The organism is Rhizobacter sp. P2_D12, assembly GCF_056404395.1.
In genome coordinates, this window is record NZ_JBFUEB010000021.1 from 55,383 (window position 1) to 69,818 (window position 14,436).

Annotated in this window: 16 protein-coding genes; 11 read left to right on the forward strand and 5 right to left on the reverse strand. The window is 70.5% G+C overall.

Annotated elements, in window-relative coordinates:
• Positions 1 to 6: 6 nt before the first annotated feature.
• Together AC1DYN_RS09795 and AC1DYN_RS09800 are read left to right on the forward strand one after the other, a co-directional pair.
• Positions 7 to 753, forward strand: coding sequence for an SDR family oxidoreductase (locus AC1DYN_RS09795; protein ID WP_477958940.1), 747 nt, complete (start codon positions 7 to 9; stop codon positions 751 to 753).
• Positions 754 to 781: 28 nt separating this feature from the next.
• Entirely contained in the window at positions 782 to 1,660 is an 879-nt protein-coding gene (locus AC1DYN_RS09800) for an RNA polymerase sigma-70 factor (RefSeq protein WP_477958941.1), read from the forward strand.
• 68 nt (positions 1,661 to 1,728) lie between these two features.
• Here AC1DYN_RS09800 and AC1DYN_RS09805 read toward each other — a convergent pair whose 3' ends face one another.
• Together AC1DYN_RS09805 and AC1DYN_RS09810 are read right to left on the reverse strand one after the other, a co-directional pair.
• Positions 1,729 to 3,507 carry an ATP-binding protein gene (locus AC1DYN_RS09805; RefSeq protein WP_477958942.1) on the reverse strand — a complete coding sequence of 593 codons (1,779 nt, stop codon included), beginning with the start codon at positions 3,505 to 3,507 and terminating at the stop codon, positions 1,729 to 1,731.
• Positions 3,508 to 3,629: 122 nt separating this feature from the next.
• Positions 3,630 to 3,998, reverse strand: coding sequence for a VOC family protein (locus AC1DYN_RS09810; protein ID WP_477958943.1), 369 nt, complete (start codon positions 3,996 to 3,998; stop codon positions 3,630 to 3,632).
• Positions 3,999 to 4,097: 99 nt separating this feature from the next.
• Here AC1DYN_RS09810 and AC1DYN_RS09815 point away from each other — a divergent pair, with 99 nt between their 5' ends.
• The 4 genes from AC1DYN_RS09815 (at position 4,098) to AC1DYN_RS09830 (ending at position 6,358) form a co-directional block, all read left to right on the forward strand.
• On the forward strand, positions 4,098 to 4,823 hold the full coding sequence (locus AC1DYN_RS09815) for a type 1 glutamine amidotransferase (RefSeq protein WP_477958944.1): 726 nt from the start codon (positions 4,098 to 4,100) through the stop codon (positions 4,821 to 4,823).
• A 178-nt stretch (positions 4,824 to 5,001) separates the two neighbouring features.
• Entirely contained in the window at positions 5,002 to 5,349 is a 348-nt protein-coding gene (locus AC1DYN_RS09820) for a DUF4398 domain-containing protein (protein WP_477958945.1), read from the forward strand.
• Positions 5,346 to 6,203, forward strand: a complete 858-nt coding sequence (locus tag AC1DYN_RS09825) for an OmpA family protein (protein ID WP_477958946.1) — start codon at positions 5,346 to 5,348, stop codon at positions 6,201 to 6,203. Before AC1DYN_RS09820 ends, AC1DYN_RS09825 begins: the two co-directional genes overlap by 4 nt.
• Positions 6,204 to 6,217: 14 nt before the next feature.
• Entirely contained in the window at positions 6,218 to 6,358 is a 141-nt protein-coding gene (locus tag AC1DYN_RS09830) for a hypothetical protein (RefSeq protein WP_477958947.1), read from the forward strand.
• On the opposite strand, the gene AC1DYN_RS09835 is transcribed toward AC1DYN_RS09830, so the two are convergent.
• From AC1DYN_RS09835 to AC1DYN_RS09845, 3 genes are all read right to left on the reverse strand, one after another.
• The gene (locus tag AC1DYN_RS09835; RefSeq protein ID WP_477958948.1) at positions 6,359 to 7,078 is read right to left on the reverse strand and encodes a Crp/Fnr family transcriptional regulator; all 720 of its coding nucleotides are present in this window, start codon (positions 7,076 to 7,078) and stop codon (positions 6,359 to 6,361) included.
• 60 nt (positions 7,079 to 7,138) lie between these two features.
• The gene (locus AC1DYN_RS09840) at positions 7,139 to 7,855 is read right to left on the reverse strand and encodes a Crp/Fnr family transcriptional regulator (protein ID WP_477958949.1); all 717 of its coding nucleotides are present in this window, start codon (positions 7,853 to 7,855) and stop codon (positions 7,139 to 7,141) included.
• A gap of 131 nt (positions 7,856 to 7,986) precedes the next feature.
• Positions 7,987 to 8,211 carry a hypothetical protein gene (locus AC1DYN_RS09845; RefSeq protein ID WP_477958950.1) on the reverse strand — a complete coding sequence of 75 codons (225 nt, stop codon included), beginning with the start codon at positions 8,209 to 8,211 and terminating at the stop codon, positions 7,987 to 7,989.
• A gap of 246 nt (positions 8,212 to 8,457) precedes the next feature.
• Here AC1DYN_RS09845 and AC1DYN_RS09850 point away from each other — a divergent pair, with 246 nt between their 5' ends.
• The 5 genes from AC1DYN_RS09850 to AC1DYN_RS09870 all read left to right on the forward strand — a co-directional run.
• Positions 8,458 to 9,432, forward strand: a complete 975-nt coding sequence (locus tag AC1DYN_RS09850; RefSeq protein WP_477958951.1) for a sensor histidine kinase — start codon at positions 8,458 to 8,460, stop codon at positions 9,430 to 9,432.
• Between the two features lie 90 nt (positions 9,433 to 9,522).
• Entirely contained in the window at positions 9,523 to 9,981 is a 459-nt protein-coding gene (locus AC1DYN_RS09855) for a (2Fe-2S)-binding protein (RefSeq protein ID WP_477958952.1), read from the forward strand.
• A gap of 1 nt (position 9,982) precedes the next feature.
• On the forward strand, positions 9,983 to 12,151 hold the full coding sequence (locus AC1DYN_RS09860; RefSeq protein WP_477958953.1) for a xanthine dehydrogenase family protein molybdopterin-binding subunit: 2,169 nt from the start codon (positions 9,983 to 9,985) through the stop codon (positions 12,149 to 12,151).
• A gap of 77 nt (positions 12,152 to 12,228) precedes the next feature.
• The gene (locus AC1DYN_RS09865) at positions 12,229 to 14,118 is read left to right on the forward strand and encodes a TOL_0244 family TonB-dependent receptor (protein ID WP_477958954.1); all 1,890 of its coding nucleotides are present in this window, start codon (positions 12,229 to 12,231) and stop codon (positions 14,116 to 14,118) included.
• On the forward strand, positions 14,106 to 14,436 hold a 331-nt coding region (locus AC1DYN_RS09870), incomplete at its 3' end, for a YfiR family protein (protein ID WP_477958955.1). The genes AC1DYN_RS09865 and AC1DYN_RS09870, both read left to right, overlap by 13 nt.

Genomic DNA, 14,436 nt, shown 5'->3' on the forward strand with positions numbered 1-14,436 from the left:
CACCCCATGAAGATCGTCGTCATCGGCGGCTCCGGCCTCATCGGCAGCAAGCTCGTCCAACGCCTCGCCCGCAGCGGCCACCAGGTGCTGGCGGCCTCGCCCAACACCGGCGTCAACACCCTCACGGGCGAAGGCCTGCCGCAGGCGCTGGCCGGCGCGCAGGTGGTGGTCGACGTCTCCAATTCGCCGTCGTTCGAGGACGCCGCGGTGATGTCCTTCTTCCAGACCTCCACCCGCAACCTGCTGGCCGCCGAGGCCGAGGCGGGTGTGCGCCACCACGTCGCGCTGTCGGTGGTCGGCACCGAGCGCCTGCAGGCCAGCGGCTATTTCCGTGCCAAGCAGGCGCAGGAAGACCTCATCAAGGCCTCGGCGATCCCGTACACGCTGGTGCACTCGACGCAGTTCTTCGAGTTCCTCGGCGGCATCGTCCAGTCGGGCACCGATGGACAGACGGTGCGGATGTCGCCGGCCTTGATCCAGCCCATCGCATCCGACGACGTGGCGGATGCGATGCACGACGCCACCGTCGGCGCGCCGATCAACGGCACGCTGGAGGTGGGCGGCCCCGAGCGCGTGCGGCTGGCCGACATGGTGCGGCGCTTCCTGGCCGCCAAGGGCGACCCGCGGCGCGTCGTCGAAGACCCGCATGCGCGCTACTTCGGCGCCGAGCTCGACGACCATACGCTGGTGACCGGCACGGCCGCCCGCATCGGGAAGCTGCACTTTGCCGAGTGGTTCGCCGCGCAGCCGTGAGCCTGCCGCTGGTGTAGCCTGCCGTGCCATGGAACACGCGTCGCACACCTTCGCCCGCCTGCGCCCGCGCCTGCAGGGCATCGCCTATCGCATGCTCGGCTCGGTGGCCGAGGCCGAGGAGGTGGTGCAGGACACCTGGCTGCGCTGGCACGAGGCCGGGCACCCGGCGGACGACGACGGCGACCCCACCGGCTGGCTGGTCACGGTGGCGACGCGGCTGTCGATCAACCGGCTGCGCGCCGCCAAGGTGCAGCGCGAGCACTACCCCGGCATCTGGCTGCCCGAGCCGCAGCTGACCGATTCGCCGACCTCGCCCGAGCAGATGCTGGAGCGCGCCGACGACGTGTCGGTGGCTTTCCTCATGCTGCTGGAACGGCTGACGCCGGAGGCGCGCGCGGCCTTCCTGCTGCGCGAGGTGTTCGACGTCGACTACGACGAGCTGGCCAGCACCATCGGCAAGAGCGAGGCCGCCTGCCGCCAGCTGGTGCACCGCGCCAAGGCCCAGTTGCGCGACGAACGGCAGCGCCAGCCGGTGCCGCCGGACACGCACCTGCGCCTGCTGACGCGCTTTGCCGAAGCCTCGGTGAACGGCGACTTCGCGGCACTGAAGGAGTTGCTGGCCGAGGATGCGCAGCTGATGGGCGACGGCGGCGGCAAGGTGCAGTCCTTCCCGCAGCCGCTGCTCGGCGGCCAGCGCATCGCGCAGCTGTTCTTCGCGACCGCGCTGCGCTACCCGCACGAGGTGCGCTTCGAGACGGTGCGGATCAACGGCGAATGGGGGCTGCTGCGCTACGTCGGCGGCGCGCTCGAATCGGCGCAGACCTTCCAGACCGATGGCGAGCGCATCACGCTGATCCAGGTGCAGCGCAATCCGGACAAGCTGGCGCGGATGGTGAGGGATTCGTAGCCCGGATGCCAATCCGGGTTCTTCGCGTGTCGCTGCGCTCCCGGATTGGCATCCGGGCTACGAACGGGTCACCACGTCGACGGCGACGCCACCCGATGCCCCGTCCAGCGCTCCACCACCGCCGCCAGCATCGCCGTGCTGACCGGCTTGGTGACCACGTCGTTCATCCCCACCTCGATGCAGCGCTCGCGGTCCTCGACCAGCACGTCGGCCGTCAGCGCGACGATCGGCGTATAGCCACCCACCTCCTGCTCGCGCTCGCGGAGGCGGCGCGTCGCCTCGTAGCCGTCCATGATGGGCATGTGCAGGTCCATCAGGATCAGGTCGGGCCGGCTGCGCAGCACCGCGCTGCAGGCAGCGGCCCCATCGCCCGCCAGCTCGACCTCGCAGCCCAGCTTGGCCAGCATGCTCTGCAGCACCATCTGGTTCACCGGGTCGTCCTCCACCAGCAGCACGCGCGCGAACAGCCGGCTGTCGCTGGCCGGATCCGGCAGTTCCTCCTCGGCCGGCGCCGCCGCCTTGCGCAGCGTCAGCTCGAACCAGAAGGTCGAGCCTTCGCCGGGCCGGCTGCTCACGCCCACCTGCCCGTGCATCATCTCGACCAGCTGCTTGACGATCGCCAGGCCCAGGCCGGTGCCGCCGTGGCGGCGCGTGCTGGTGCCGTCGACCTGCGTGAAGGCCCCGAAGATCCGGCCCAGCTGGTCGGCCGCGATGCCGATGCCGGTGTCCTGCACGCTGAAGCGCAGCCGCACCCAGTCGGCCGTCTCGCCGATCAGCGTGACGGCCAACGCGACGCTGCCGCGATCGGTGAACTTGATCGCGTTGTGCAGCAGGTTCACGAGCAGCTGGCGCAACCGCACCGCATCGCACTCCACGTGCGACGGCAGCCGCGGCGGCAGCGTCCAGGCCAGCTTCACCGGCTTGTCGCGGCCGGCGAAACCCATCAGTTCCATCGTCTCGGTCACCAGCGCGCGCAGGTCGACGCTGCTCAGGTTCAGCGTCAGCTTGCGCGCTTCCATGCGCGACAGGTCGAGCACGTCGTCGATCAGCGCCAGCAGCGCCATCGCCGAACGGTGCGCCGTCTTCGCGTAACGGTGCTGGTCGGGCCCAAGTTCGGTGGACAGCAGCAGCTCGGTCGTGCCGAGGATGCCGTTCATCGGCGTGCGGATCTCGTGGCTCACCATCGCGAGGAACTGCGATTTCGCCAGGCTCGCCTGCTCGAGGCTGTCGACCAGCCCGCGGGCGGCGCGCACCGCGACGCTCATGCGGTCGCGCAGCCGCTCGATCACCAGGCCCGTCACCGACAGGTAGGCGCCCAGCAGGTACATGGTCGCAGCGATCCCCAGCCGGTCCATCCACAGCACCGCCGCCGGCTCGTTGACGGCCAGCCACGCGGTGTAGCCCAGGTAGGCCAGCACCGCCACGTGATTGAAGTAGAACGCGCGCCGGAAGCCGAAGCCGACCTGGTCGGCCACCCGCATCAGCAGCAGGTAGGCGAAGAACAGGTTGGATTTCTCCAGGTAGTGCAGGTTGTGGAGCCACACCAGCACGTCGAGGTGGAACAGCAGCAGGCCGATGTCGAAGCGGCCGGCGCGCTGCCAGCCGAAATGCAGGACGAACCAGCCGATCGACGCATAGGCCAGGTTGAGCGTGATCAACGCCAGCTGTGGGGCTTCCAGCGCCGTGCCGTCGCGCACCGCCTGCAGCGCGACCATCAGGCACAGGATCGCGAACCCGATCATGCGGATCAGCGGGATCTGGACCGTGTGGACGCGGCGTGCGTTCTGCGCCTTGCGCCGGGCCAGCAATTCAGCGTCGAGCTCGAGACCGGGTTCAGTCGCGTCCACGTCACGCCTTTGCTCGGGATCTGTTATCGATAATACGCCGTCCTACACGGCTGGCGCCCGCAGGTGTGCGTGCCCAGCCCCGCAGCACCCGCCATTCATCCCCCAATTTGATGAAGAATCGGTCAGTCGTCCGCGGATTCGAACAGCTCGACCGGATTGCCCGATGGATCGTCGACCAGCACCTGGCGTCCGCCGGGGCCGGTGACCGGCTCGCTGCGGAACCGCGCGCCCGTGTCCTTCAGCCTGCGCATCGCCGTGTCGAGGTCGCCGACCTCGATCACGAGGCGGTTCCAGCCGCCGGCCGCCGGCACCGATCCGTCGGCCAACGGCCGGGCTGCCGAGGTGCCCGGCCCGCTCAACCACAGCAACAGGTCGTCGCGGCGCAGGATCACGAAGGGCGGCCCCCAGCGCTCGGCCACCTCGAAACCCAGTGCCGCGTAGAACGGCAGCGACACGTCGACGTCATTCACCAGGTATCGGACGATGGCCATGGCTCTCCTCGTGCGGCAGGAATCTTGACGCCATCTTTGCACGCCGCGGAATAGATTGACAGCACCTCCACAGATGCACGCCCCACCGCGTGCCGCCCCATGAAGCCAGTTGCCCTGTTGCAGCACGACGCCACCCAGCGTCCCGGCGTCCTTCTCGAATTCCTCAGCCGCGAAGGCATTCCCAGCGTGACGCTGCACCCGCAGGACGGCGGCTTCGTGCCGCGCACGGCGCGCGACTTCAGTGGCGTGGTGCTGCTGGGCAGCCAGTGCAGCGCGAACGACGCCCTGCCCTGGATCGACACCGAGATGGCACTGGTGCGCGACGCGATGGCCCACGACATCCCGGTGCTCGGCCATTGCTTCGGCGCGCAATTGATGGCGCGTGCACTCGGTGCGCGCGTGTCGCGCAATGCGTGGACCAACATCGGCTGGAGCCGGCTGCACGTGACGCCGCATGCGCGCCACCTGTTCGATTGCGCCGATGTCGTCGCCTTCAACTGGCACTACGAGACCTTCAGCATCCCGCCCGGCGCGCAGCGCACGCTGTTCGGCGAGCACTGCCTGAACAAGGGCTTCGCGATCGGCCGTCACCTGGCCTTTCAATGCCACTTCGAGGTCACTGAAGAGATCGTGCGCGAATGGTGCGCGCAGGCCGACGACGAGCTCGCGCAGGCCGCGGGCCCGGCGGTGCAAAGCCGCCAGCAGATCCTCGCGCGGCTGCGCGACAACCTGCCGTCGCTGCACCGGGTGGCGCGGCAGGTCTATGCGCGCTGGGCCGCCGGCCTGGCCCGGCCGGTAGCCGCCAGCCTGCACGGGGGCTGGTGACGCCCTGCCGGCGCTGCGTGCGCTGGCAGACAGACGCCCGCGCCGCGGCCTGCCATGGTCGGGACATCGGCGGCGCCAGAGTGACACCGCACGCCGAGCTACGTATGCGTCAAGGGGTGCAGCCGCAGACCACCCCACCGTCCTCCCCTCTTCCCATCCCACCGAAAAGGAGTCCCTCATGAGACTCATGCATTTGACTTGCCTGGCCGCGTCGACGCTGCTCATCGCCGCCGGCTGCGCCTCCACGCCGCCGCCGACCGAACAGGTGGCCAGCGCCAAGGCCGCCGTGGACAGCGCCGCCGTCGACGGTGCGCCGGCCTACGCGCCCACCGAGACGCGCCTGGCCACCGACAAGCTGGCCGCCGCGCAGAAGGCCGTGGCCGCCAAGGACTACGTGCTCGCGAAGCTGCTGGCCGAGGAAAGCCAGCTCGACGCACAGCTCGCGGTGCGCAAGATGCAGACCGCCAAGTCCAGCAAGGCAGCCGACGAAGCCCGCAAGGCCGCGTCCACCGGAGGTACCCCATGAACACGCATTCGATCTTCACCGTCACCGCGCTGGCCGCCGCGCTGGTGGGCTGCGGCACCGTGCCGCAACCCAATGCCGCGCTGGACCGGGCCCATGCCAGCTATGAACTGCTGCAAGGCGACCCGAAGGCCGTCGAGTTCGCCGGCCCCGAGATGACGCAGGCCCGCGAAGCGCTCGGTGCCGCCGATGCGGCCCGCACGCGCGGCGACACGCTGCGCAGCGTCGACCACTTCGCCTACCTGGCCCAGCAGCGCGTGGCGATCGCGCGCGAAGCCACCAGCGCCAAGACCTGGGACAAGGCCGCCGCCGATGCCAAGGCCGGTGGCGTCGGCGACAAGGCCGCACGCGAGGTGGCCGCCGCCCGCCTGGCGACCCAGGCCAAGGGCGCCGAGCTGGCCGTGGCCAACGCCGGCGCACAGCAGGACAAGGCCCGCGCCGCCGAGCTGGAGATGCAGCTGAAGGCGCTGGGCTCGAAGCAGACCGATCGCGGCGACGTGATCACGCTGGGCGACGTGCTGTTCGACTCCAACCGCGCCGAGCTGCGGGCCGGCGGCGTGCGCGACATGGGCAAGCTGGTCGAGTTCATGAAGAACCACCCGAAGCGCACCGCGATGATCGAAGGCTTCACCGACAGCCAGGGCACCGAGAGCGGCAACTTCGACCTGTCGACGCGCCGCGCCGAAACCCTGCGCATGGCCTTGATCGACCAGGGCGTCACCGCCGACCGGCTGCGCACGCGCGGCTACGGCGAGGCCTACCCCATCGCCAGCAACACCAGCGCCGCGGGCCGGCAGATGAACCGCCGCGTCGAGATCATCCTGTCGGATGAAAACGGCGTGTCCAAGCCGCGCTGAACCAGGAGACCAGCATGTCCAAGTCACGCAAGCACGGCAACAAGGAAGTGAAGAAGCCCAAGCAGGAGCACGCGCCGGCCGTCAAGGCGGGTACGCCGGTGCTCGCGCTGCCGGCGATCGCGCCAGCGACGCCGGATCGCCAGCGCAAGCGGTGATCAGGACAGGTCGATCGCCGGGCTCGGTGTCCGGCCGATCGACAGGCCGTAGATGCGGCGGTCGGCCAGGTAGCAGCTGCAGGCCGCCGCTTCGAGGCCGGGCCGGTCCACCACGCGCAGTTCGCCGCGGTGGTATTCGATCAGCCCGCTGGTCTGCAGCACGCCGGCCGCGGCCGTCACGCCGACGCGCCGCACCCCCAGCATGTAGGCCAGGAATTCGTGCGTCATGTGGAAGTGATCGGCCTGCGCACGGTCCTGGCTCATCAGCAGCCAGCGCGCCAGGCGCGGGCCGATCAGGTGGAAGCGCAGGCAGGCGGCCGAGCCCGCCAGCTGTGCCATCAGCACGTTGACGTAGCGGGCCAGGCTGCGCTGCAGCGGCGCGCTGCGCGCCAGCTCCCGGCGAAACGGCGCGGCAGCGATGCGCCAGGCGGTGCCCGGCCCCTGCACCACCGCATGCAGTGGCGCGATCGCCACGCCCAACGCGACGTGCACGCCCAGCATGCCCTCGCGCCCCACCATGCCGACCTCCAGGCCGGGATGGGCGTCCACCCGCGAGATCAGCGACACGAAACCCTCCATCGGGAAGTAGACGTGCCGCGTCGGCCGGCCGGCCTCGCTCAGCACCTCGGCAAGCGTCATGTCGACGGCATCGCCCGCAGCCCGCAGGCGCTGGCGGTCCGCGCGGGGAAGAAGCTCGATCAGATTGTTCGTGTTTGTCATGGCGCAAGCAGTCTGCGGCCTGCGCAGGCGCGCCACCGTCTGCCAGCGTACACAGCACGCTCAGTGGACCGGGTGATCCGGCAGCAGCCGGTCGTATTCCTTCTTCACCACCGCATAGCACTCGCAGGTGCGGTGCTCCAGTCCGGGCCGGTCGAGCACGGTGATGCGCCCGCGTGCGTAGCGGATCAGCCCGGCCTTCTGCAGCTTCAACGCCGCCTCGGTGACGCCTTCGCGGCGCACGCCCAGCATGTTGGCGATCAGCTCCTGCGTCATCGCAAGTTCGCTGCCGGACAGCCGGTCCAGGCTCAGCAGCAGCCAGCGGCACAGCTGCTGGTCGAGCGAGTGGTGGCGGTTGCACACCGCCGTCTGCGACATCTGCGTGATCAGCGCCTGCGTGTAGCGCAGCAGCAGGTGCAGCACCGGCGCGCGGTTGAACTCGTCCTTGATCGTCGACGCCTTCAGCCGGAAGCCTTCGCCCGCGCTTTGCACCACCGCGCGGCTGGGCGTCGACTCGCCGCCCATGAACAGCGAGATGCCGACGATGCCGTCGTTGCCCACCACGGCGATCTCGGCCGACGAGCCGTTCTCCATCACGTACAGCAAGGAGATGATGGCGGAGGTGGGGAAATAGACGTGGCTGAGCGTGCGCCCGGGCTCGTACAGCACTTGCCCGAGCGGCAGCTCGACCCACTCGAGCTGCGGCTGCCAGCGCTGCCATTCAGCGTCCGGCAACGCGGCGAGCAGGTGGTTCTGCTTCGGATCAGAGGAAAGGGCCATGTCGCGAAGCTCCGTCATGTTGTCGGAGCCGGCTTGGAGCGCCTACCGCGCCATGCCGCCGAGTGAGACCACTATAGGCGGTTATCCGGCCTCGATGTGTTCGATAGCGGACAGACAAGTCCCGCCGCGCGTCACGGATTCTCGTGCGGCTTGAGGTGGATCAGGCGGGCATGGCTGACCGCATCCGGCAATTGTTCGTAGTGATGGCCATCGAACGTGTAACCGGCCCCCTCATGCCGGATGCCGAAGGTGTCCATCAACAGCTCGCGCTCGCGCTGCGCGGCCGACTTGCCGGCATCGGCCGTGTCGGCGGCGGGCCCTTGCAGGGCCGACTTCAGGCGATGTGTCTTGGTCATGGGCGTGACCGTAGGCAGGCGCCGGGCAGGCGTCTGTTCGCAACACCACATTGCCGCACGAAACGATCGGCCGCGACTGTTCGTCAGCGCACAGACCTCGGTAGGACCGCCGCGCAGACTAGCCGACGGAGCGCCACCCCAACCCTACAAGGATGCCGACGCACCACGATGCCGCAGTTCTCTGCGCCGTGGGCCCCGGACTTCCAGCCTCGCCACACACGCGCTCCGCTTCGGAAGGACGCTGCCATGTCTGCCACCATCCACCCGTTCGACGCGCCCGTCGCGCCGGCGCACAAGAAGACCATCGTGTCGCGCGCCCAGGTGCTGCCCATGCCGGGCGACAGCTCGGCGGCCGCGCAACGGCGTGCCGCCGCGCGCACACCGCTGTTCGGCCAGCACGCGGACACCACGGCACCCCCGACGGGCCGGCGCGCCCGCGCAACGCTCGCGCGGCTGCGCAAGGCCAACGAACAGTTGTTGCGCGCCACCCGGGCGGCGCAGGAAGAGCAGCGCCTGGCCCAGCTGATGCACCAGCGCCAGACCCAGCTGCTGGCCGTCGTGGCCCACGAGCTGCGCAACCCGCTGATGACGCTGTGCACCACCGCCACGCTGCTGCCGCGCGTCACCGCCGACAAAGTGGCACGCCTGCTCGAGATCATCGAGCGGCAGACCGACCGCATGTCGCGCGTCATCGGCGACCTGCTCGACGTGTCGCGCGTCAACACCGGCAAGCTGCGGCTGGAGATGGGCGACGTCGACATCGCCAACGTCGTCGAGGACTCGCTCGACAGCTGTCGCCATGCGATGGCCCAGCGCACGCAGACGCTGCGCCTGGACCTGCCTTCTGCACTGGGCGGCATGCGCGGCGACACGGTCCGCCTGACGCAGATCCTGAGCAACCTGCTGGGCAACGCGTCCAAGTACACGCCGGCCGGCGGCGAGATCACGCTGAGCGTTGCGCGCTCCGACGGGAACATCGTGTTCACCGTCGACGACAACGGCATCGGCATCACGCCGCAGGCGCTGCGCGAGGTCTTCGACCCGTTCGTGCAGGAACAGCATGCGGTGACGTTCAATGGCGTCGGCCTGGGGCTGGGCCTGTCGGTGGTGCGCGAACTGGCCGAAGCCCATGGCGGCAGCGTCGAGGCCAGCAGCGCCGGGCTGGGCTGCGGCAGTCGCTTCGTCGTCACGGTGCCGGCACGCGGCGACCGAATGTCCTGAACCGAGGCTTCCGCGACCGGCGCCGCCCGGCGCCGCATTGCATGCTTGCCCCCGCACGTGGCCCCCGCCACGTTTCCAGGAGCCTGCGTGTTGAAAGTCAACGGATCCAACCATGTCGCCGACGTCGATGGCGACACGCCGGTGCTGTGGGTGCTGCGCGACGTGCTCGGCATGACCGGCACCAAGTTCGGCTGCGGCGCCGGCCTGTGCGGCGCCTGCACGGTGCACGTCGATGGCGTGGCCACGCGCTCGTGCATCACCAGCGTCGAGTCGGTCGGCAAGGCCCACGTCACCACCATCGAGTCGCTGTCCGCCACGCGCATCGGCCGCGCGCTGCAGAAGGCATGGCTCGACCTGGAGGTCGTGCAGTGCGGCTACTGCCAGTCCGGCCAGCTGATGTCGGCCGCGGCACTGCTCGCGAAGAACAAGGCGCCGAACGACGCCGACATCGACGACGCGATGAGCGGCAACATCTGTCGCTGCGGCACCTACCCGCGCATCCGCGCCGGCATCCGGGCTGCGGCCCAGGCCTTGAACAAGGCGGCCTGACATGACACTGCACATCGACGACGCCACGCTGTCGCGCCGCGGTTTCCTCAGCATCGGTGCCGCTGCAGGCGGCGGCCTGCTGGTGGGGGTGAGCCTCGGCCTGTCCGGCCCGGCACGCGCGGCCCAGGCGGCAGCCGGCGCAGGCTTCGCTCCCAATGCCTTCGTGCGCATCGCCCCCGATGGCCAGGTCACCGTCACGATGGGCTACATCGAGATGGGCCAGGGCACCTACACCAGCGTGCCGATGCTGATCGCCGAAGAGCTGGAGGTGGACCTGGCGACGATCCGCCTCGAACACGCGCCGCCCGATGACAAGCTGTACGCCAACCCGCTGCTCGGCTTCCAGGTCACCGGCGGCTCCACCACCATCCGCGGCGCCTACGAGCCGCTGCGCCGCGCCGGCGCGGTGGCGCGCACGCTGCTGGTCCAGTCGGCAGCGCAGCAGTGGGCGGTCGATCCGGCCAGCTGCCGCGCCGAGCGCGGCCAGGTGGTTCATGCGCCCAGCGGCAAGCGCCTGCCCTATGGCGCGCTGGTGGCCACGGCCGCCACGCTGCCCGAGCCGAAGAACCTGGTGCTGAAGCCGGCCGCCGAGTTCCGCCTGATCGGCACGCCGGCCCGGCGGCTGGACACGCCGGACAAGGTGGTCGGCCGCGCCATCTACGGCATCGACGCCAAGGTGCCCGGCATGAAGATCGCGACGCTGGCGCAATCGCCGGTGGTCGGCGGCCGGTTGCGCCGCGTCGACGACACCCAGGCGCTGAAGGTGCGCGGCGTGCGCCGCGTGGTGCGGCTGGACGACTGCGTCGCCGTGGTCGCCGACCACATGGGCGCCGCGAAGAAGGGCTTGGCCGCGCTGGCGATCGAGTGGGACGACGGCCCGAACGCGAAGCTGACGACCGCCGCCATCGTCGAATCGATGCGCGTCGCATCGCTGCAGCCCGGCGCCGTGGCGCGCCACGAAGGCGACGCCGCGGCCGCGCTGGCCGGTGCCGCGACGCGGCTGGAGGCGGTCTACGAAGTGCCGTTCCTGATCCACGCCGCGATGGAGCCGCTGAACTGCACGGTGCACGTGCGCGCCGATGCCTGCGAGGTGTGGGTCGGCACGCAGGTGGCCACGCGCGCCCAGGCCATCGCCGCCAAGGTGAGCGGCCTGCCGCTCGACAAGGTGGTGGTGCACAACCACCTGCTGGGCGGCGGCTTCGGCCGGCGGCTGGAAGAAGACAGCATCGGCCGCGCGGTGCAGATCGCCAGGCAGCTGGACCACCCGGTGAAGGTGATCTGGACCCGCGAGGAGGACGTGCAGCACGACATGTATCGCCCGTACTTCCACGACCGCGTCAGCGCCGGCCTGGATGCGCAGGGCCAGCCCGTCGCCTGGACGCACCGCATCACCGGCTCGTCGATCCTGAAGCGCTGGGCGCCGCCGCTGTACAACAACGGCGTCGACCCCGAGACCATCGACGGCGCGGCGCACCCGCCGTACGCGCTGAAGAACATCCACGTCGACTACGTCAACCACGAGCCGCCGATCCCGACCGCGTTCTGGCGCGGCGTCGGCCCGACGCACAACATCTTCGTGGTCGAGAGCTTCATCGACGAGCTGGCCGCCAGCGCCAAGGCCGACCCGGTGGCCTACCGCAGTGCGCTGCTGGGCCAGAACCCGCGCGCCCGGGCGGTGCTGCAACTGGCCGCGCAGAAGGCCGGCTGGGGCCGGCCGATGCCGGCGCGCCAGGGCCGCGGCGTGTCGCTGCAGTTCGCCTTCGGCAGCTACCTGGCGACGGTGGCCGAGGTCGAGGTGGCGAAGGACGGCAGCGTCGCCGTCAAGCGCGTGGTGTGCGCGGTCGATGCCGGCGTGATCGTCAACCCCGACACGGTGCGTGCGCAACTGTCGGGCGGCGTGATCTTCGGCATCTCGGGCGTGCTGTGGGGCCAGGCGACGCTGGCCAACGGGCGCATCGAGCAGTCGAACTTCCACGACGTGCGCGTGCTGCGCATGAACGAGACGCCGGCGATCGAGATCCACCTGGTGACCAGCAGCGAAGCGCCGGGCGGCATGGGCGAGCCCGGCACCTCGGGGCTCGCGCCGGCGGTCGCGAACGCGATCTTCGCGGCCACCGGCAAGCGGCTGCGCAAGCTGCCGGTCGACACGGCGGTGCTGGCGGCGGCGTAGGCGGCCCCGGGAACGGGCACGGCCCCCCGGGGCAGTGCCGGCTCGACAGTTCGGCGAAGACCCTCTACCCTCGTGGCATGGTCTTCAGACTCGTCGCGATCTGCGCGCTGGGGGGCGCGCTCATTCCCGGGGCCGGGGCGGCCGAAGCGGCGCTGACCGAGCTGTCGCTCGAGGAGCTCGGCAACCTGCAGATCGTCTCGGTGTCGCGGCGCGGCGAGCGGCTCAACGACGCCGCGGCCGCCATCTACGTGATCACCGCCGACGCGATCCGTCGTTCCGGCGCCACATCGTTGCCGCAGGCGCTGCGGCTGGCGCCGAACCTGCAGGTGGCCCAGGTCAACGCCAGTCAGTACGCGATCAGCGCGCGCGGCTTCAACAACGCGATCGGCAACAAGCTGCTGGTGCTGGTCGACGGCCGCACCGTCTACACGCCGTTCTTCTCCGGCGTCTTCTGGGACCAGCAGGACGTGCTGCTGCAGGACGTCGAGCGCATCGAGGTCATCAGCGGGCCGGGCGCGACGCTGTGGGGATCGAACGCGGTCAACGGCGTCATCAACGTCATCACGCGCCGTGCCTCGGACACCCGCGGCGCGCTGGCCGAGGCCAGCGTCGGCACCGACCGCCGGCAGCTCGCCGCGCGCTACGGCGCGTCGTTCGGCGAGCACGGCGCATTCCGCGTCTACGGCAAGCGCTCGCAGCTGGATGCGACCGAGAAAGCCTCCGGCGCGGCGGTGCTCGACGGCTGGAACTTCGGACAGGCGGGGGTGCGGGCCGACTGGTCCGACGGCGGCGACGAATTCACGCTGCAGGGCGACGTCTACCGCGGGCGCTCCGATCCGCAGGTGCTGGGCAGCACGAACTTCGGCCGGGTCGACGTGTCGGGCGGCAACCTGCTGGCGCGCTGGGCCCGCCAACTGGGCGACGGCGCCAGCGTGCGCTTGCAGGCATACCACGACACCACCAAGCGCGACGACCCGCTGCTGTACCGGCCCGAGGTGCGCGTCACCGACGTCGACTTCCAGCATGCGCTGCCGGACGGACCGCACAAGCTGGTGTGGGGCGGCGGCTACCGGCGCGCACGCGACGACGTCGGCGCCGGCGTCTTCTTCGGCTTCGTGCCGGCCAGCCGCACGCAGAGCTGGGAGAACCTGTTCGTGCAGGACGAGATCGCGCTCGGGCCGGCGCTGAACCTGACGCTCGGCGCCAAGCTGGAGCGCAACGACTACACCGGCACCGAGAAGCTGCCGAGCGCCCGCCTGGCCTGGAAGGCGACCCCCGAACGTCTGCTGTGGACGGCACTGTCGCGCGCGGKGCGCGCGCCGGCCCGGCTCGACCGCGACATCCGCCTGCCGCCCCCGCCGTCGCCGGTCTACATCATCGCGGGCGGCCCCGACTTCGTCTCCGAGGTCGCCAACGTGTTCGAACTCGGCTGGCGCGAGCAGGTCGACCCCGGCCTGACCGTCTCGGTGACCGCCTTCCACAGCCGCTGGGATCGGCTGCGCAGCGGCCAGCCACCACCCAACGCGTTGGTGCAGAACATGATCGACGGCACGACGAAGGGCATCGAAGCCTGGGCCACGTGGCAGGCGATGCCGGCGTGGCGCCTGAGCGCCGGCCTGACGCTGCTGCGCGAACACCTGCAGATCAAGGCCGGCAGCACCGACCCGGTCGGGCCGCGCGCGCTCGGCAACGATCCGCGGCAACAGTGGTCGCTGCGCTCGGGCGTCGACCTGTCGGCGACGCAGCAGGTCGACCTGACGGTGCGCCACGTCGGCGCATTGCCCGACCCGGCGGTGCCGGCCTACACCGCATGGGGCCTGCGCTACAGCTGGCGACCGCGCGACGACCTGACGCTCGCCCTGGTCGGCGAGAACCTGTTCGAGCCGGACCATGCGGAGTTCGGCAACCCCACCGACCGCAGCATGATCGATCGCAGCTTGCTGCTGCAACTGACGTGGTCGTACTGACGCTGTCCCAGCGCCGACGCCGGCAACTGCTGGTGCTGGGCCTGCTGTGCCTGGCTGGCCGGCCCGCACCCGCACAGGAGGCGCGCTTCGCGGCCGAGTRCCAGATCAAGGCGGCCTACCTGTACAAGTTCCTGGCCTTCACCGAATGGCCGGCGCAGGCCTTCGACGGCCGTGACGCGCAGATCGTGATCGGCGTGCTGGGCTCCGAGGCGCTGGCGATGGAGCTGTCGCAGGCGGTGGCCGGGCGCGCCGTCGACGGCCGCGCGGTGTCGGTGCGCGAGCTGCGCGTCGGCGACGCCACCACCGGCCTGCACGTGC

What these genes read in the sequence shown, in the direction of transcription:
- AC1DYN_RS09795 (WP_477958940.1), top strand. Translation starts at nt 7, where the DNA reads ATGAAGATCGTCGTCATCGGCGGCTCCGGCCTCATCGGCAGCAAGCTC.
- AC1DYN_RS09800 (WP_477958941.1), top strand. Translation starts at nt 782, where the DNA reads ATGGAACACGCGTCGCACACCTTCGCCCGCCTGCGCCCGCGCCTGCAG.
- AC1DYN_RS09810 (WP_477958943.1), bottom strand. Translation starts at nt 3,998, where the DNA reads ATGGCCATCGTCCGATACCTGGTGAATGACGTCGACGTGTCGCTGCCG.
- AC1DYN_RS09815 (WP_477958944.1), top strand. Translation starts at nt 4,098, where the DNA reads ATGAAGCCAGTTGCCCTGTTGCAGCACGACGCCACCCAGCGTCCCGGC.
- AC1DYN_RS09820 (WP_477958945.1), top strand. Translation starts at nt 5,002, where the DNA reads ATGAGACTCATGCATTTGACTTGCCTGGCCGCGTCGACGCTGCTCATC.
- AC1DYN_RS09825 (WP_477958946.1), top strand. Translation starts at nt 5,346, where the DNA reads ATGAACACGCATTCGATCTTCACCGTCACCGCGCTGGCCGCCGCGCTG.
- AC1DYN_RS09830 (WP_477958947.1), top strand. Translation starts at nt 6,218, where the DNA reads ATGTCCAAGTCACGCAAGCACGGCAACAAGGAAGTGAAGAAGCCCAAG.
- AC1DYN_RS09835 (WP_477958948.1), bottom strand. Translation starts at nt 7,078, where the DNA reads ATGACAAACACGAACAATCTGATCGAGCTTCTTCCCCGCGCGGACCGC.
- AC1DYN_RS09840 (WP_477958949.1), bottom strand. Translation starts at nt 7,855, where the DNA reads ATGGCCCTTTCCTCTGATCCGAAGCAGAACCACCTGCTCGCCGCGTTG.
- AC1DYN_RS09845 (WP_477958950.1), bottom strand. Translation starts at nt 8,211, where the DNA reads ATGACCAAGACACATCGCCTGAAGTCGGCCCTGCAAGGGCCCGCCGCC.
- AC1DYN_RS09850 (WP_477958951.1), top strand. Translation starts at nt 8,458, where the DNA reads ATGTCTGCCACCATCCACCCGTTCGACGCGCCCGTCGCGCCGGCGCAC.
- AC1DYN_RS09860 (WP_477958953.1), top strand. Translation starts at nt 9,983, where the DNA reads ATGACACTGCACATCGACGACGCCACGCTGTCGCGCCGCGGTTTCCTC.